Origin of the sequence: Janthinobacterium sp. PAMC25594 (assembly GCF_019443505.1) — a bacterium.
In the GTDB taxonomy this organism is placed as follows: domain Bacteria; phylum Pseudomonadota; class Gammaproteobacteria; order Burkholderiales; family Burkholderiaceae_D; genus Janthinobacterium.
In genome coordinates this window covers 400982-416954 of the sequence record NZ_CP080377.1, presented here as the reverse complement: position 1 = coordinate 416954, position 15973 = coordinate 400982, and the positions used below count along the sequence as shown (strand labels likewise).

Below are 15973 nucleotides of genomic sequence, written 5' to 3'. Positions count from 1 at the left end.
ATGAAAGATTTGTACATTTACTATCAGGTAAAGGAAGAGCACGCCCAGGCGCTGGAAGCCAGGGTGCGTGCCTTGCAGGCGAAACTGGCGGCCGCCTCCGGCGTGGCGCCACAGCTAAAGCGCCGCCCGGAAGCCAAAGATGGCTTGCAGACGTGGATGGAAATCTACCCCGTCGTCGGCGAAGGTTTTGCCGAACTGCTGGCCGCTGCCGCCGACGAGGCGCTCTTGCTGTCATTGACGGCCGGCGCGCGGCATACGGAAGTGTTCATGGATTTGCCCCCATGTGCCTGATCGTTTTTGCCTGGAAAGTCAATCCGCACATCCCGCTGATTGCCGCCGCCAACCGCGACGAATTCTATGAACGCGCCAGCGCCCCCGCCGGCGTCTGGCCCGAGCACCCGCAAGTGTATGCGGGCCGCGACCTGCAGGCGGGCGGCAGCTGGATGGGCATCACGCAGGCCGGCAGCGGCAGCTCGCGCTTTGCCGCCATCACGAATATCCGCAGCCCGCAAGACCGCAACCCGGACGCCCCCTCGCGCGGCGCCCTGGTGGCCGACTATCTGGCCGGCGACATGTCGCCGCAAGACTACATCGCGCAAATCCGTCCCGGATGCAAAGCCTACAACGGTTTTAACCTGGTGCTGGGCGACGCCACTACCCTGATCTGGTTTTCCAACCGCGGCGATGGCGATGCGCGCAATGGCCAGCCTCTGGAACCGGGCATCTACGGCCTGTCGAACGCCCTGCTGGACGCGCCGTGGCCGAAAGTCTTGAAGACCAAGGCCCAGTTCGCCAGCTTGCTGTGCCAGGGCGCACCCGACGACGCCTACTTCGACATGCTGGCCGACACCACGCGCGCACCGGACTTCCGCTTGCCCGACACGGGCGTGCCGCTCGACCTCGAGCGCGTGCTGTCCGCCGTCTGCATCGAAACGCCGGGCTACGGCACGCGCACCTCCACCGTCATCAAACTGTTCGCGGACTCGCCCGGCGAATTGCATGAGCTGGTGATCCAGTAGGTCGGGTAGGTCGGGTTAGCGCGCAGCGCGTAACCCGACAACACCACCACACTCAACCGGCATCACCGCCCTCCCCGATGTCGGATTACGCGCGCCTCTGGCGCGCTAATCCGACCTACGCACGCTTCCCCTTGTCTTCATCGAAAAGCCCCTCGGCATGCTTCCGCACAAAAAAGAAAGCGCTTGCGCAAGCGCTTTCTTTTGTTTACGATAGATTCAAACGCGGCGACACAGCCGCACACTATCGCAGCACACAATAAGAATAAAACCATCAGGAGACACCATGGCCACCATGGAAGATGTAGCGCGGGCGGCGGACGTATCGCTGTCGACCGTCTCGCACGTACTCAACGGCACCCGCAAGGTCAGCCCGAAAACCGTCGCCGCCGTCAACGCGGCCATGCAGCAGATCGGCTATGTGCCGAACATGCTGGCGCGCGCGCTGGCCGGCTCGTCGTCGGGCACCATCGGCGTGGCCATTTCCGCCTTCACCAATCATTACTTCAGCGAAACCGTGCGCGCCATCGAGGCCGCCTGCACGCGCCACGGCTTGATGATGCTGTTTTCCGATACGCATGACGATCCCGAGCAGGAACTCAAGGTGGTGCAGAACTTGCACCAGCGCCGTGTCGACGGCATCGTGCTGGCACCGTCCGGCGATCCGCACAACCGCGCCCTCGCCTATTTAAACAGCAACAAGATCGCTTCCGTGCTGGTCGACCGCATGTCGCCGCAACCGTTCGACCAGGTGGGCGTGGAAAACATCGAGGCGACGGCCGAACTGGTCAGCCACTTGATCACGACCCACCGCCACCGCCGCATCGGCTTCATCGCGGGGGCGCCCGGCCTGTCCACGACGCACGAGCGTATCGACGGCTACCGCCTGGCCTTGCAGCGCGCCAATATCGTTTTTGACCCCGAACTGCTGCGTTCGGGCGACTCCAACCTGGAACGCAGCGGCGCGGCCACGCGCGAACTGCTGGCCCTGCCTGCTGGACAACGCCCGACGGCCATCGTAGCCGGCAACAACCTGATGACCATCGGCACCATGCACGCCTTGCGCGACGCGCACATTGCTGTACCGCAAGACGTCGCGCTGGCCGGCTTCGATGATTTCGACTGGGCCGATTACTTCAGCCCCCGCCTGACCGTGATGGCCCAGCCGCTCGAAGAGCTGGGCGCCATGGCCGTCGACCTGTTAATCGACCGTATCGCCAATCCGGGCCGCGCCCAGCACGTGCAGCGTTTGTCGCCAACCTTGCGCGTACGCAACTCCTGCGGCTGCCCCTGACTTTTACAGCAAACCCATATGCATCCAGCGATTTCCCTCGGTATCGACCTCGGTACCTCCGAACTGAAAACCGTGTTGATGGACAGCACTGGCGCCGTGCGCGGCCAGGCGTCCGTACGCATCGACACCAGCCGCCCGCAGCCGGGCTGGTCCGAACAGGCGCCGCAGGACTGGTGGGCCGCCTGCGTCAACGCGCTGGGCCAGCTGCGCGCCGGCTGGCCGCAGGACTATGCGCAGATCGCCTGCATCGGCCTGTCGGGCCAGATGCATGGCGCCGTGCTGCTCGATGCCAACGACAACGTGATCCGTCCCGCCATCCTGTGGAACGACGCGCGCGCCGAAGCCGAGGCGGCGACCCTGGCGCGCGACTATCCCGCCTACGCGGACGTGACGGGCAGCCTGCCCATGGCGGGCCTGACGGCGCCAAAACTGCTGTGGCTGCAAAAGCATGAGCCTGACGCGTTTGCCGCCATCGCCTGCCTGCTGTCGCCGAAAGACTATCTGCGCCTGCGCTTGACAGGGATCAAACTGACGGACATGTCCGACGCGGCCGGCACCCTGTGGCTGGACGAGGCCAAGCGCGCCTGGTTCGCCCCCATGCTGGCCGCCTGCGGCCTGGCACTGGAACAGATGCCGGCGCTGGCCGAAGGCGACGCCGCCACGGGCACCGTGCTGGCCGCCATCGCCGACCAGCTGGGCTTGTCCATGGACGTGGTGGTGGCCGGTGGCGGCGGCGACAACCCCGTCTCGGCCGTGGGTATCGGCGCCGTCAACGGCGGCGACAGTTTTATTTCGCTGGGCACCAGCGCCGCCATCGTTTCCGTCACCGAAGCGCCTTTGGGCAACCCGGCTGGCGGCGTGCACAGCTTTTGCCACGCCCTGCCCAGGCGCTGGTATGCGATGGGCGCCATCCTGTCCGGCGCCAGCTGTCTGCGCTGGGCGACCAGCGTGCTGGGCAAGCCCGACGAGGCAGCCCTGCTCGCGCTGGTGGAAGCGGGCTTGCCGCTCGATGCCCCCATCGCGCCGTCGGCACCCCTGTTCCTGCCGTATCTGTCGGGCGAACGCACGCCGCATAACGACCCGCAAGTGCGCGGCGCCTTCTTGCAACTGGGCCACGACAGCACGCCGGCGCAGCTCGGCTACGCCGTGCTCGAAGGCGTGGCCTTTGCCTTGCGCGACGCCATGGCGGCCGTCACCTCGACCGGTGCCGTGGTTCCCCACTGCATGCTGGTGGGCGGCGGCGCGCGCAGCCAGTACTGGGCGCAGCTGCTGGCCAATGTGCTGGGGCGCGACATGCGCACCCTGCACAACAGCGAACTGTCGGCCAGCCTCGGTGCGGCCAAGCTGGGCTTTGCCGCCATCGGTGACGCCAGCCTGCTGACGCAGGGCTTGCCCATCAAAAACACTTTCCTGCCCGATACCGCGCACAGCGCAGCCTTGAGCATCCGCTACGGCCGCTACCGTAGCCTGTTTCCAGCCGTGCAAGCTCTGCACCAACTCAGTGATAAGGAATAGCAATGAATCAGCTGCAACAATTGAAGCAACACAGCACCGTCGTCGCCGACACGGGCGATTTCCTGCAACTGGCCCGTTTCGCCCCGCAAGACGCCACCACCAATCCGTCGTTGATCTTGAAAGCCGTGCTGCAGCCCGATTACGCGCCCTTGCTGGAAAGCACAGTTGCCGCGCATAAAAACGCTGCGCTCGACGATATCGTCGATGCAGTGCTGGTGCGTTTCGGCCTGGAAATTTTGAAAGTCGTGCCGGGCCGCGTGTCGACGGAAGTCGATGCCCGCCTGAGCTTTGACCGCGACGCCACCGTCGCCCGGGCGCGCCGCCTGATCGCCCTGTACGAGCAGGCTGGCGTAAAACGCGAGCGCGTGCTGATCAAGGTCGCCGCCACCTGGGAAGGCATCCAGGCGGCGCGCGAACTGGAAAAAGACGGCATTTTTTGCAACCTGACCCTGCTGTTCGCGTTTTGCCAGGCCGTCGCCTGCGCCGATGCCAAAGTACGGCTGATTTCGCCATTCGTGGGCCGTATCTACGACTGGCATAAAAAATCGCTGGGCGCGGCATGGGACGAAGCGGCGCGCAGCCTGTCCAACGATCCAGGCGTGCAATCGGTCACGCGCATCTTTAATTACTACAAGCAACATGGCATCGCCACGCAAGTGATGGGCGCCAGCTTCCGCAACGTGGGGCAGATCACGGCCTTGTCCGGCTGCGACTTGCTGACCATCAGCCCGGACTTGCTGGCCAAGCTGGAAGCGTCCAACGCACCGTTCGAGCGCGCGCTGGGCAGCGACCTGGGCGCGGCGCAGCCGGCCATCACGTATGACGAGGCCGCTTTCCGCTACGCCCTGAACGACGATGCGATGGCCACCGAAAAGCTGGCCGAAGGCATCCGCGGCTTTGCCGTCGATGCGGGCAAGCTCGACGCCATGATCGAAAAGTTAAGAAATTAATAGTTTTTCACCCGTAGCACCGTTTGTTTTTACAATAAAAACCCTTGGAGATCCTCATGAAAAAAGTCATTACCGCCACCCTGCTGCTGTCCGCCGCCTGCGGCGCCTTTGCCGCCGACAAACCGCTGAAATCGATCGGCGTGAGCGTCGGCGACCTGGCCAACCCGTTTTTCGTGGCGATCGGCCGCGGCGCGGAAGAAAGCGCGAAAAAACTGGGCGGCCCGGGCGTGAAAGTCACCACTGTTTCCAGCAAGTATGACCTGAACACCCAGGTGGACCAGATCGAGAACTTCATCGCCAACAAGACCGACATCATCATCCTGAACGCCGTCGATTCCAAGGGCATCGCCCCGGCCATCAAGAAAGCGCGCAATGCGGGCGTGGTCGTGATCGCCGTCGACGTGGGCGCCGTGGGCGCCTCGGCCACCGTGATGTCCGACAACACCATGGCAGGAGACGTGTCGTGCGCCTACCTGGCCAAGCAGATCGGCGGCAAGGGCAATGTGGTGATCCTCAACGGCCCACCGGTCACGTCCGTGATCGACCGCGTCAATGGCTGCAAGAAAACCCTGGCCGCGTTCAAGGATATCAAGATCCTGTCCGACAACCAGAACGCGGGCGGCAGCCGCGACGGCGGCATGACCGTGATGTCGAACTTGCTGACGGCCTATCCGAAGATCGACGCCGTGTTCGCCATCAATGACCCGACCGGCATCGGCGCCGAACTGGCGATCAAGCAATCGAAGCGCACGGACGTGAAACTGATCACGGCCGTCGATGGCGCGCCAGACGGCCAGAACGCCCTGAAAAACAAGGCCGGCCTGTTTGCCGCCACCTCGGCGCAAAACCCGTACCGCATGGCCACCGATGCCGTGCAGATGGGCTACGACATCATGAACGGCCGTACGCCGAAGCAGACCATGGTGCTGTTGCCGACCCCGGCCATCACCAAGGAAAACGTCGCCACCTACACGGGCTGGGTAAAGAACTGATCTGCCTGACCTGAACCACGTGGCGCCGCCGGCCAGTTGGCGGGCGGCGCCAGTTTCACCAGCAAGGAAGGACAGTCATGAGCGACGATATTATTTTTGAAATGCGCGGCATCGAGAAGCGCTTTGGCGCCACGCGCGCGCTGCGCGGCGTGCACCTGACGGTGCGCAGCGGCGAAATCCATGCCGTGATGGGCGAGAATGGCGCCGGCAAGAGCACCCTGATGAAAATCCTCTCGGGCGTGTACACCCCCGACGCGGGCGAGATCATCCTCGACGGCAAGCCAATTCGCATCCGCAACCCGGGCGAGGCCCGCGCGCTGGGCATCAACCTGATTTACCAGGAACTCAGCGTGGCCAAGAACATGACGGTGGCGCAGAACGTCTTCATGGGCAGCGAACCGCAAGGCCCGTTCTGGACCGTCAAGGGCGGCGAAATGCGCGCGCGCACCAACGCCATCCTGGCCGACCTCGGTTCCCGCTTCGACGCGGACACCATGGTGTCCACCCTGTCGATCGCCGAGCAGCAGCAGGTGGAAATCGCCCGCGCCCTCGTGCACGAAAGCCGCATCCTGATCATGGACGAGCCGAATGCCACCCTGTCCGACCGGGAAACAGAACAATTGTTCCGCATTATCGAAGAGCAGCGCGACAAGGGCCTGGCCGTGCTGTACATCAGCCACCGTATGGCCGAAGTGGAGCGTTTGGCGCGCCGCATCACGGTGCTGCGCGACGGCGCCTATGTGGGCGAACTGGGCAAGGATGAGCTGGATCAAAAGAAAGTCGTGCAAATGATGGTGGGCCGCCCCGCCGACGACTTTTATGCGCACCAGCGCCGCACGACGCGCGGCGCCGAGCGCCTGCGCGTGGAAAACGTGGGCGGCGGCAAGGTCAAGCCCGCCTCGTTCAGCCTGCATGCGGGCGAAGTGACGGGTCTTGCCGGCCTCGTCGGCGCGGGCCGCACGGAACTGGCGCGGCTGATCTTTGGCGCCGACAAGAAGCAATCGGGGCAAGTGTGGCTCGACGGCCAGGAAGTGCACATCAAGCAACCGCTGGCGGCCATCCGCCACGGCATCGGCTATTTGCCGGAAGACCGCAAGAGCCTGGGCTTGTTCATGCAACTGTCGGCCATGGAAAACATGTCGATGAATATCCTGTCCAGGCACTCGACGGCGGGCGTGGTCAACCGTGGCGCCCTGACCCAGCTCACGCGCGAGGCGATTGCCAATCTGAACGTCAAGGTCTCGGGGCCAGAAGGCATCGTGGGGGGATTGTCCGGCGGCAACCAGCAGAAAGTCTTGCTGGCACGCTGGCTGGCCATTGCACCGAAAGTGTTGATCCTCGACGAACCGACGCGCGGCGTGGACGTGGGCGCGAAGAGCGAAATCTACAAGATCATCCACCAGCTGGCGGACGCGGGCACGGCCGTGCTGTGCATTTCCAGCGAACTGGCCGAACTGGTCGGCATTTGCGACCGCGTGATGGTGATGTGCGAAGGACGCCTGACGGGCGAAGTGACGGGCGACGACATTACGCAGGAAAACATCCTCGCTTACGCCACGCAGCTGGAAGCGGCATAAGAATACGCATTAGCATAATCATTCAGGAGATAGACCATGACAACGAGTACCACCCGCGGCGCCGCGCGCGCCGGCGAACCCTTCAATGCCTCGAACCTGATGCGCCGCCTGGGCATGCTGCCCGTGCTGGTGGTGCTGTACCTGGCCATGTATGGCCTGACCGTGTATTTCTCGGCCGACGGCACGTCGACCTTCATGACCAGCAACAACACCATGAACATCTTCCGCCAGGTGTCGATCAATATCGTGCTGGCCTCGGGCATGACGTTCGTCATTTTGACCAGCGGCATTGACCTGTCCGTCGGCTCCGTGCTGGCCGTCTCGGCCGTGGCAGGCATGCTGATGTCCTTGTCGGCCCAGTTCGCCGGCTTCTCGATTCCCACCTTCCTGATCGTCGGCCTGCTGCTGGGTGCGCTCAATGGCGTGCTGGTGGCCCTCGTCGGCCTGAACCCGTTCGTTGTGACCCTGGGCACCATGACGGCCCTGCGCGGCGCGGCCTATTTGCTGGCGGACGGCACCAGCGTGCTGAACACGGAAATCCCCAGCTTCGAATGGATGGGCAACGGCAGCTTTTTGGCCATTCCCTGGCTGATCTGGCTGGCGGCCGCCGTCGTCGTGCTGACGTGGTTTATCCTGCGCAAGACGACCCTGGGCCTGCATATCTACGCCGTCGGCGGCAATATCCAGGCGGCACGTTTGACGGGCATCAAGGTCGGCCTCGTGCTGATGTTTGTCTACACCATCAGCGGCCTGTTCGCTGGCCTGGGCGGCGCCATGTCGGCCAGCCGTTTGTATGCGGCCAACGGCAACTGGGGTACGGGCTATGAGCTGGATGCCATCGCGGCCGTCGTACTGGGTGGCACGAGCCTGATGGGCGGCGTGGGTTCCGTCTGGGGTACCGTCATCGGCGCCCTGATCATCGGCGTGATGAACAATGGCTTGACGATCCTGGGACTGTCGTCGTTCTGGCAGTATGTGGCCAAGGGTGTCGTGATCGTGCTGGCGGTGATTCTCGACAAATGGCGTCAGTCGCACGCGCAGAACTGATGGTGCTGGTGGTGTCGGGTTACGCGCTGCGCGCTAACCCGACCTACAAGCTTAACCCATGAACTGCCGGGGTCGGACCCTGTAGGGTCCGACCCCGGTCCTTGTTCCTGGGTTAACGTTTAAAACACCAGCCGCATCTCCACATGCGCAATCCCCGCCTCTTCGAATACCTCCCCGGCTTGCACGAAACCGTGGCGCGCATAGAATGGCGCGGCCACGGTTTGCGCGTTCAGCACCACCGCCTGATCTCCCCGTTCGCGCGCCTTGTCCATCAGCAAGGTCAGGATGGCGCCGCCCACGCCCGTGCCGCGACCCGGCTGGCGCACGGCCATGCGGCCGATATGGCCGTCCGGCAGTAAGCGGCCCGTGCCGATGGCCTTGCCGGCGTCGTCATAGGCGACGGCGTGCAGGCAGACGGCGTCCATGTCGTCGAGTTCGATCTCGGCCGGCACTTTCTGTTCATCGACGAAAACTTCAAAACGGATGGCGGTGGCGTCAGGGCCCAGGGTGGCCCAGTCGCCGAGGCGGATGGTGTGCTTGGTCATGGTAGCGAGTAATAAGAGACGGGCCGTGATTGTCGCACGGCCCGCCTTTCCTCGGCGAGATCAGCCGAGCTTGACCAGTTGCTTGCCGAAGTTGCGCCCTTTCAACAGGCCGATGAACGCTTCCGGTGCGCTGGCCAGGCCGTCGGCCACGGATTCGCGGAATTTCAGCTTGCCCGTCGCCACCAGGGTACCCAGTTCCGCCAGTCCCTGCGGCCAGAATTCCGGCTGTTCCGAAACGATGAAGCCGCGCACGGTGAGGCGGTTGGTGAGGATGAAGCGGGCATTGTCGAGCGGCGTCGGCTCGCCGTTGTAGCCGGCGATCCAGCCGCACACGGCGATTCGGCCAAACGCGTTGGTGCGCGCCAGGGCCGCATCGAACACGGCACCGCCCACGTTTTCAAAGATGGCGTCGATACCGTCCGGCGTGGCCGCTTCCAGGTCGGCCGCCAGATTGCCCGCCTTGTAGTCGACGCAGGCATCGAAGCCCAGTTCATTCACCACATAGGCGCATTTTTCCGCGCCGCCGGCGATGCCGACCACGCGACAACCTTTCAGTTTCGCCAGTTGGCCCACGACGCTGCCCACGGCGCCGCTGGCGGCCGATACGACCACGGTTTCGCCCGCTTTCGGCGCCATGATCTGGTTCAAGCCATACCAGGACGTCATGCCGGGCATGCCGACGGCACCAAGGTAGGCGGAGGCGGGAATATGCGTCGTGTCGACCTTGCGCAGCATGGTGCCATCCGATACGGCCACTTCCGTCCAGCCCAAGGTCCCCACGACGGTGTCGCCCACGGCGAACTTCGGATGCTTCGATTCCAGCACCACGCCCACCGTGCCGCCGATCATGGTTTCATCGAGTGCCTGCGGCGCCGCATAGCTTTTATTCGCGCTCATGCGCCCGCGCATGTAGGGATCGAGCGACAGGTACTGGTTGCGCACCAGCAATTGCCCATCCGTGATGGCGGGAATGTCTTTGGTTTCCAGGCGAAAGTTATCTGGCTGCACTTCGGCCGTGGGGCGCGAGGCGAGGACGATGCGTTGGTAGGTGGTCATGAAGGCTCCTGTCAATAAAGTTGATGGCTAACATTGATATTCACGACACCGAACAAAACCGTAGCGAGCGGAAGGGAGAGGTGGCCGAGAAGCGCAACCGTACTCTAGTACGGTGAGCATCGCAGGCCGCCTATGCCGACGCGCAGTAGGTTTAGTTCGGTGTCACTACACTTCGTAATCCATGCACTGCCGCGCTTCACGTACAGCCCCAAAAAACGGCTTGATTTTCACGTGTTCGGGATGGTTCTGGTAGGCGTCGAGCGCTGCGCGGCTGGCGAACTCGCTGTACAGGACGATGTCGTAGGTCGCTTCCAGGCCCGGCTGGGCCACGGCCGCCTCGAATTTCAATATGCCGGGCACCAGGTCAGAACAGGAATCGAGCAGGGCTTTCAGTTTCAGGGCATTCGTGGCGCGGTCGGCGCCTTCGGCGTGGTCTTTGAGTTTCCAGAAAACGATGTGCTTGATCATGGTGGCAGGCGGCTTGTTTATGAATGAACCATTACTGTAACCGCTATCGGCGCGCCTTGCAGAAAGTGAGCAGCAAAAGAAAACGGGCGGCACTCAGGCCGCCCGCAGACTGGCTGTCAAGCAAACATCACAGCACTTCGAACAGGCCGGCCGCGCCCTGGCCGCCGCCGATGCACATGGTCACCACCACGTATTTGACGCCACGGCGCTTGCCTTCGATCAAGGCGTGGCCCGTCAGGCGCGCGCCCGACACGCCGTACGGGTGGCCCACGGCAATCGCCCCGCCGTTGACGTTCAGGCGCTCCATGGGGATGCCCAGGGTGTCGGCGCAATACAGCACTTGCACGGCAAATGCCTCGTTGAGTTCCCACAGGCCGATGTCGGCGACAGTCAGGCCCGCCTTTTTCAGCAGTTTCGGGATGGCAAACACAGGGCCGATGCCCATTTCATCGGGTTCGCAGCCGGCCACGGCAAAACCACGGAAAATGCCCAGCGGCTGCAGTCCCTTGGCTTCGGCCACTTTCGCATTCATGACGATGGCCATCGAGGCGCCGTCGGAAAACTGGCTGGCATTGCCGGCGCTGATGACACCGCCCGGCATGGCGGAACGGATCTTCGCTACGCCTTCGTAGGTGGTATCAAAGCGGATGCCTTCATCGCTGGAGATCGTCACTTCGCGCGACACCAGCATGCCGCTGGCCTTGTCAGCCACGCCCATGATGGTGGTCATCGGCACGATTTCCGCGTCGAACAGGCCGGCCGCCTGGGCGCTTGCTGCGCGCTGCTGGCTTTGCGCGCCATACACATCCTGGCGCTCGCGCGAAATCTGGTAGCGCTTGGCCACGGTTTCCGCCGTCTGCAGCATGGGCCAGTACACTTCCGGCTTGTGCTGCTGCAGCCAGACATCGCGGTACATATGCGTATTCATTTCATTTTGCACGCAGGAAATCGATTCCACGCCGCCAGCCGCATAGATATCGCCTTCGCCCGCGATGATGCGCTGCGCCGCCAGGGCGATGGCCTGCAAGCCCGACGAGCAGAAACGGTTGACGGTCATGCCGGCCGTCGTGACGGGGCAGCCGCCGCGCAAGGCCACCTGGCGCGCGATGTTGCCGCCCGTGGCGCCTTCGGGAAAGGCGCAGCCGACCAGCACGTCTTCCACTTCCTCCGCCTCGATGCGCGCGCGCTCGATGGCGGCGGCCAGCACGTGGCCGCCCAGGGTGGCGCCGTGCGTCATGTTGAACGCCCCCTTCCAGGACTTGGCCAGGCCCGTGCGGGCGGTCGATACGATGACGGCTTCATTCATGCTGTGTCTCCTTGTGGGAAATATTATAGGTAGGGTATCTGCGGAATCAGAATAGCACATTTAAGTACGATCGTTCGCAAAGTTATGACGCGCACCACTAGTAAGCTTGGCGTAAGTTTCAAGCAAGCATGGCGTAAGGTTCGAAGAACACACTCGGCCCAAGCTGTTGCAAGAATGGTCAAAAAGACCTCGGCAGCAGTTCACTATAAAACATAGGGAGACAAACCATGGCATCACCATCCGGCTCGGCCGACGTACGGAAATTTTCCACCAAGGGAACGCCGATTACGCCCGAGGAACGCAAGGTCATCTTTGCATCCTCGCTCGGCACCGTCTTTGAATGGTACGATTTTTACCTGTACGGCTCGCTAGCATCGATCATCGCCAAGCAATTCTTCATCGGCGACCCCACCACCACCTTCATCTTCGCGCTGCTGGCCTTTGCCGCCGGCTTCATCGTGCGTCCATTTGGCGCGCTGGTCTTCGGCCGCCTGGGCGACATGATCGGTCGCAAGTACACCTTCCTGATCACGATTCTGATCATGGGCGGCTCCACCTTCATCGTCGGCTTGCTGCCGGGCCATGCCTCCATCGGCATCGCCGCACCGATCATCCTCGTCATCCTGCGCATCCTGCAAGGCCTGGCGCTGGGCGGCGAATACGGCGGTGCAGCCACCTACGTGGCCGAGCACGCGCCTGAAGGCAAGCGCGGCGCATTTACGGCGTGGATACAGACCACGGCAACCCTGGGTTTCTTCCTGTCGCTGATGGTCATCCTGGGCACCCGCCTGGCCACAGGCGAGAAGGAATTCGAGGCGTGGGGCTGGCGCGTGCCCTTCCTCGTCTCCGTCATCCTGCTGGGTATTTCCGTGTGGATCCGCCTGGCCATGAATGAATCGCCGGCGTTTTCCAAGATGAAGGCCGAGGGCAAGACCTCGAAAGCGCCGCTGACGGAAGCGTTCGGCAAGTGGAAAAACCTGAAGATCGTCATCCTGGCCCTGATCGGCCTGACGGCCGGCCAGGCTGTCGTCTGGTACACGGGCCAGTTCTACGCCCTGTTCTTCATGATCCAGACCCTGAAAGTGGACCTGGCAACGGCCAACGTGCTGGTCGCCATCGCCCTGCTGCTGGCCACGCCGTTCTTCCTGTTCTTCGGCAGCCTGTCGGACCGCATCGGCCGCAAGTACATCATCCTCGGCGGCTGTCTGATCGCCGCCCTGACCTACTTCCCCATCTTCAGCGGCCTGACCCACTTCGCCAATCCGCAGCTGGAAGCGGCACTGAAGAACTCGCCAGTGGTGGTGGTGGCCGATCCTGCCTCCTGCCATTTCCAGTTCAACCTGACGGGCCAGAAGAAATTCCCGTCCTCGTGCGACATCGCCACGGCTTTCCTGTCGAACAGCTCGGTGAACTACACGAAGGAAGACGCACCAGCCGGCAGCGTGGCCAAGGTACGCATCGGCACCAAGGAATTGACCTCGTTTAACGCCGTCATGACGGCCGACGGCTTGAATTTCGACGCGGACAGCAAAGCCAAGGAAGCGGCGTTCAAGAAAGAAATCGGCGCCGGCATCAAGGAAGCTGGCTATCCTGCGAAAGCCGATCCGGACCAGATCAACAAGCCGATGGTCGTCTTGCTGCTGTTCATCCTGGTGCTGTACGTGACCATGGTGTATGGCCCGATCGCCGCCATGCTGGTGGAAATGTTCCCGACGCGCATACGTTACACCTCGATGTCCCTGCCCTACCATATCGGTAACGGCTGGTTCGGCGGCTTGCTGCCGACCACGGCCTTCGCGCTGGTGGCCTTCAAGGGCGACATTTATTATGGCCTGTGGTATCCGATCGTCATCGCCCTGGCGACGGTGGTCATCGGCACCCTGTTCGTCAAGGAAACCAAGGATAACAATATCTACGCCGACGATTGATCCTGCGCCAGCCCCGGCCGCAATGCCGGGGCCCGCAAAGCAAAACGCCGCTGACTGGTCAGCGGCGTTTTTTTTATGCAGCGTATGCGGCGCAGGCGACGGCAGGCTTATTTATCGCTCGTGCCCTGTTTCACCTGGTCGCGCTGCTGCACGTATTCCTGGTAGCTGGTCTGGTTACGCTTGCGGCAGGCATTGCGGTCGTCAAAATTATTAAGGCTGTTGCAATACTCACCGATCTTGTCCCGGTTCGCGTCATACAAGACTTCACAGCCAGTCATGGCCAGCAAGAAGGGAACGATCAGATATTTCATTGCTACTCTCATGGATAGGGACGAAATTGCGCGTAAAAACACCAGATTGCCCGCTGGATAAGCGAGCAAGCTTTATCTTAACGCGATCCTGACGGAAAGTACAAGCGCTCGGTATTACTGAGTGGTAAGGATCAGGGCAAGGCGGCGTCCTGCCCGTCCAACGCTTCGTTCAACAGCGGATTGCCCGCCGCAAACGCCGCCAGGTGTTCCAGCAGCACGCGCACGCGGGCCGGCAGATAGCGCCGCTGCGTCCAGACGGCGTACACGTGACGCGGCTGCGGCATCCAGTCGGGCAGCACGCGCACCAGGCTGCCACTGGCCACTTCGTCGCGGCACTGCAGAAGCGGACACAGCAGGATGCCGATGCCCGCGTCGGCCATCTCCACGGCCAGACGCATTTCATTGACGCGCAGGCGCGCCTGCGGTTCGATCACCATTTCGGCGCCGTCGCCGGGACGCCGCAAACGCCAGCTACGCAGCGGTTCGGCGACGATCAGCTCGTGCTTTTCCAGTTCCTGCAAGTCGCGCGGCACGCCGGTGCGCGCCAGGTAGGCGGGCGCGGCCACCATCACCAACGCGGCGCTACCCAGCCGGCGCTGCATCAGCGAAGAATCGTCGAGCGCGCCCACGCGGATGGCCAGGTCGGCGCCGCTGCCCACCAGGTCTTGCAGCAGGTTCGACAGTTCCAGCTCCAGGCGGATATCCGGGTACTGCCGCATGAAGCTGACCCAGGCCGGCGTCAGCAAGCCGCTGGCGAAATTCACGGGCGCCAGCACGCGGATGCTGCCCGAGACGGCCGACAGGCTGGCGTCGAGCTGCTGCGTCGCTTGCCGCAAGGCGTGCACGAGGGGACGGCACTGCTCATAGTATTGCCAGCCTTCCGCCGTCGGCTGCAGGCGGCGCGCGCTGCGGTTGAGCAAGCGGTAGCCGAGCTGGCTTTCCAGCTTTTGCAGCCGGCGCGTGACGGTGGCGGCGGGCAAGTCTTCCTTGACGGCCGCCGCATGCAGGCTGCCCGCCTCGACGATGGCGACGAACAGGGCTAAATCATCAAGCATGATTGCATTTATGGAATTTGAAATTAAAAATATGGCTCTAGTATAGATTGCTGCAAGTCGTTACGCTGGCATCTTTCCACTATGTTGAAAGCACGCCATGTCCGATGCCCTGCGCCTGCGCTGCACGTTCGCCTTCCTGATGTCGCTGGTGATGACCCTGCTGATGAGCGCCTGGGTCACCTGGCTCAATATCGGCCTGCAGGCGGACTTCCTGCCCCGCTGGCGCCATGCGTTTTTTGCCGCCTGGCCCGTGGCTTTCTGCGCCGTGATGCTGTTCGCGCCGCGCGTGCAGCTGATGAGCCGCAGTATCGTGGCGCGGCTCGCCAACCGGCCTTAACCGGCGGTCGGCCGCCGCCGGTATCACTCGGTTACTTCGGCCCACGGCCGTCCTGATCCGGGCTATGCTATGGCCGTCCTTGTTTTTCCAGTGGAAAGCCCATGCTCGATCACGTTTCCCTCACCGTTGCCGACCTGGAACGCGCCGAGCGCTTCTACGACGCCATCTTCGCCGCACTGGGCGTGCCCAAGGTAGGCAGCGACCATGCCCATGCCTGGATAGGCTACGGCGAACGCAGCGATGCGGAACACCCCGGACGCAGCTACTTTTCCGTGCGCCTGGGCCCCAGGCCCGACGACGCGCCACGCCGCCACTGCTGCTTCAAGGCCCCCTCGCGCGCGGCCGTCGATGCCTTCTGGCATGCGGGTCTGGCGCACGGCGGCATCGACCTGGGTGCGCCCGGCCTGCGCCACTACCACGCCAGCTATTACGCGGCCTTCCTGTTCGATCCGGACGGCAACCGCATCGAAGCCGTCTGCCATCGCGCCGACGCCGGCTAGCACAGCGGGAAATCCGCCTCTGTTCGGCGTTTCCACTTCGATACGTTTTGCCTATAATGGCTGGCACGCCATACCG

At 63.1% G+C, this 15973-nt stretch carries 17 protein-coding genes; 11 read left to right on the top strand and 6 right to left on the bottom strand.

Going from position 1 to position 15973, the window contains the following annotated elements:
• The 8 genes from KY494_RS01875 to KY494_RS01840 all read left to right on the top strand — a co-directional run bounded on the left by KY494_RS01875 (nucleotide 1) and on the right by KY494_RS01840 (nucleotide 8391).
• Nucleotides 1-291 (top strand): DUF4936 family protein, encoded by a 291-nt coding sequence (locus tag KY494_RS01875; RefSeq protein ID WP_219889656.1) that lies wholly within the window; start codon nucleotides 1-3, stop codon nucleotides 289-291.
• The gene (locus tag KY494_RS01870; protein ID WP_219889655.1) at nucleotides 282-1019 is read left to right on the top strand and encodes an NRDE family protein; all 738 of its coding nucleotides are present in this window, start codon (nucleotides 282-284) and stop codon (nucleotides 1017-1019) included. The genes KY494_RS01875 and KY494_RS01870 overlap by 10 nt, the downstream gene beginning before the upstream one ends.
• Before the next feature lie 283 nt (nucleotides 1020-1302).
• On the top strand, nucleotides 1303-2310 hold the full coding sequence (locus KY494_RS01865) for a LacI family DNA-binding transcriptional regulator (protein WP_219889654.1): 1008 nt from the start codon (nucleotides 1303-1305) through the stop codon (nucleotides 2308-2310).
• Nucleotides 2311-2340: 30 nt separating this feature from the next.
• Complete coding sequence (xylB, locus tag KY494_RS01860) at nucleotides 2341-3825, top strand: xylulokinase (protein ID WP_219891433.1); 1485 nt, start codon at nucleotides 2341-2343, stop codon at nucleotides 3823-3825.
• Nucleotides 3826-3827: 2 nt separating this feature from the next.
• Entirely contained in the window at nucleotides 3828-4775 is a 948-nt protein-coding gene (tal, locus tag KY494_RS01855) for a transaldolase (RefSeq protein WP_219889653.1), read from the top strand.
• A 56-nt stretch (nucleotides 4776-4831) separates the two neighbouring features.
• Nucleotides 4832-5767 (top strand): ABC transporter substrate-binding protein, encoded by a 936-nt coding sequence (locus KY494_RS01850; RefSeq protein ID WP_096235540.1) that lies wholly within the window; start codon nucleotides 4832-4834, stop codon nucleotides 5765-5767.
• 77 nt (nucleotides 5768-5844) lie between these two features.
• Complete coding sequence (locus tag KY494_RS01845) at nucleotides 5845-7344, top strand: sugar ABC transporter ATP-binding protein (RefSeq protein ID WP_219889652.1); 1500 nt, start codon at nucleotides 5845-5847, stop codon at nucleotides 7342-7344.
• 36 nt (nucleotides 7345-7380) lie between these two features.
• Nucleotides 7381-8391: a ribose ABC transporter permease gene (locus tag KY494_RS01840; protein WP_219134369.1), complete on the top strand. Its 1011-nt coding sequence runs from the start codon at nucleotides 7381-7383 to the stop codon at nucleotides 8389-8391.
• Nucleotides 8392-8510: 119 nt separating this feature from the next.
• Here the strand turns inward: KY494_RS01840 and KY494_RS01835 are convergent, their stop codons facing one another.
• From KY494_RS01835 to KY494_RS01820, 4 genes are all read right to left on the bottom strand, one after another.
• Nucleotides 8511-8936, bottom strand: coding sequence for a GNAT family N-acetyltransferase (locus KY494_RS01835; RefSeq protein WP_219889651.1), 426 nt, complete (start codon nucleotides 8934-8936; stop codon nucleotides 8511-8513).
• A gap of 60 nt (nucleotides 8937-8996) precedes the next feature.
• A complete protein-coding gene (locus KY494_RS01830; protein ID WP_219889650.1) occupies nucleotides 8997-9992 on the bottom strand; it encodes an NADP-dependent oxidoreductase in 996 nt (331 codons plus the stop codon).
• A gap of 165 nt (nucleotides 9993-10157) precedes the next feature.
• The gene (locus tag KY494_RS01825) at nucleotides 10158-10460 is read right to left on the bottom strand and encodes a Dabb family protein (RefSeq protein WP_219889649.1); all 303 of its coding nucleotides are present in this window, start codon (nucleotides 10458-10460) and stop codon (nucleotides 10158-10160) included.
• A 127-nt stretch (nucleotides 10461-10587) separates the two neighbouring features.
• A complete protein-coding gene (locus KY494_RS01820; protein WP_219134366.1) occupies nucleotides 10588-11766 on the bottom strand; it encodes an acetyl-CoA C-acyltransferase in 1179 nt (392 codons plus the stop codon).
• A 227-nt stretch (nucleotides 11767-11993) separates the two neighbouring features.
• Here KY494_RS01820 and KY494_RS01815 point away from each other — a divergent pair, with 227 nt between their 5' ends.
• The gene (locus KY494_RS01815; RefSeq protein ID WP_219889648.1) at nucleotides 11994-13694 is read left to right on the top strand and encodes an MFS transporter; all 1701 of its coding nucleotides are present in this window, start codon (nucleotides 11994-11996) and stop codon (nucleotides 13692-13694) included.
• Nucleotides 13695-13801: 107 nt separating this feature from the next.
• Here KY494_RS01815 and KY494_RS01810 read toward each other — a convergent pair whose 3' ends face one another.
• A complete protein-coding gene (locus tag KY494_RS01810) occupies nucleotides 13802-14005 on the bottom strand; it encodes a hypothetical protein (RefSeq protein WP_219889647.1) in 204 nt (67 codons plus the stop codon).
• A gap of 131 nt (nucleotides 14006-14136) precedes the next feature.
• Nucleotides 14137-15060: a LysR family transcriptional regulator gene (locus tag KY494_RS01805; RefSeq protein ID WP_219889646.1), complete on the bottom strand. Its 924-nt coding sequence runs from the start codon at nucleotides 15058-15060 to the stop codon at nucleotides 14137-14139.
• Between the two features lie 97 nt (nucleotides 15061-15157).
• Between KY494_RS01805 and KY494_RS01800 the strand changes: the two genes are divergently transcribed.
• The gene (locus tag KY494_RS01800; protein ID WP_141169369.1) at nucleotides 15158-15397 is read left to right on the top strand and encodes a DUF2798 domain-containing protein; all 240 of its coding nucleotides are present in this window, start codon (nucleotides 15158-15160) and stop codon (nucleotides 15395-15397) included.
• Between the two features lie 101 nt (nucleotides 15398-15498).
• Complete coding sequence (locus KY494_RS01795) at nucleotides 15499-15897, top strand: VOC family protein (protein WP_219134361.1); 399 nt, start codon at nucleotides 15499-15501, stop codon at nucleotides 15895-15897.
• Nucleotides 15898-15973 lie beyond the last annotated feature (76 nt).

Bases quoted from the DNA above. Each gene is read 5' to 3' on its own strand.
- KY494_RS01820 (WP_219134366.1), bottom strand. From the start codon at position 11,766: ATGAATGAAGCCGTCATCGTATCGACCGCCCGCACGGGCCTGGCCAAG.
- KY494_RS01810 (WP_219889647.1), bottom strand. From the start codon at position 14,005: ATGAAATATCTGATCGTTCCCTTCTTGCTGGCCATGACTGGCTGTGAA.
- KY494_RS01840 (WP_219134369.1), top strand. From the start codon at position 7,381: ATGACAACGAGTACCACCCGCGGCGCCGCGCGCGCCGGCGAACCCTTC.
- KY494_RS01815 (WP_219889648.1), top strand. From the start codon at position 11,994: ATGGCATCACCATCCGGCTCGGCCGACGTACGGAAATTTTCCACCAAG.
- KY494_RS01800 (WP_141169369.1), top strand. From the start codon at position 15,158: ATGTCCGATGCCCTGCGCCTGCGCTGCACGTTCGCCTTCCTGATGTCG.
- KY494_RS01795 (WP_219134361.1), top strand. From the start codon at position 15,499: ATGCTCGATCACGTTTCCCTCACCGTTGCCGACCTGGAACGCGCCGAG.
- KY494_RS01830 (WP_219889650.1), bottom strand. From the start codon at position 9,992: ATGACCACCTACCAACGCATCGTCCTCGCCTCGCGCCCCACGGCCGAA.
- KY494_RS01850 (WP_096235540.1), top strand. From the start codon at position 4,832: ATGAAAAAAGTCATTACCGCCACCCTGCTGCTGTCCGCCGCCTGCGGC.
- KY494_RS01845 (WP_219889652.1), top strand. From the start codon at position 5,845: ATGAGCGACGATATTATTTTTGAAATGCGCGGCATCGAGAAGCGCTTT.
- KY494_RS01835 (WP_219889651.1), bottom strand. From the start codon at position 8,936: ATGACCAAGCACACCATCCGCCTCGGCGACTGGGCCACCCTGGGCCCT.
- KY494_RS01865 (WP_219889654.1), top strand. From the start codon at position 1,303: ATGGCCACCATGGAAGATGTAGCGCGGGCGGCGGACGTATCGCTGTCG.
- KY494_RS01870 (WP_219889655.1), top strand. From the start codon at position 282: ATGTGCCTGATCGTTTTTGCCTGGAAAGTCAATCCGCACATCCCGCTG.
- tal (WP_219889653.1), top strand. From the start codon at position 3,828: ATGAATCAGCTGCAACAATTGAAGCAACACAGCACCGTCGTCGCCGAC.
- KY494_RS01805 (WP_219889646.1), bottom strand. From the start codon at position 15,060: ATGCTTGATGATTTAGCCCTGTTCGTCGCCATCGTCGAGGCGGGCAGC.
- KY494_RS01875 (WP_219889656.1), top strand. From the start codon at position 1: ATGAAAGATTTGTACATTTACTATCAGGTAAAGGAAGAGCACGCCCAG.
- KY494_RS01825 (WP_219889649.1), bottom strand. From the start codon at position 10,460: ATGATCAAGCACATCGTTTTCTGGAAACTCAAAGACCACGCCGAAGGC.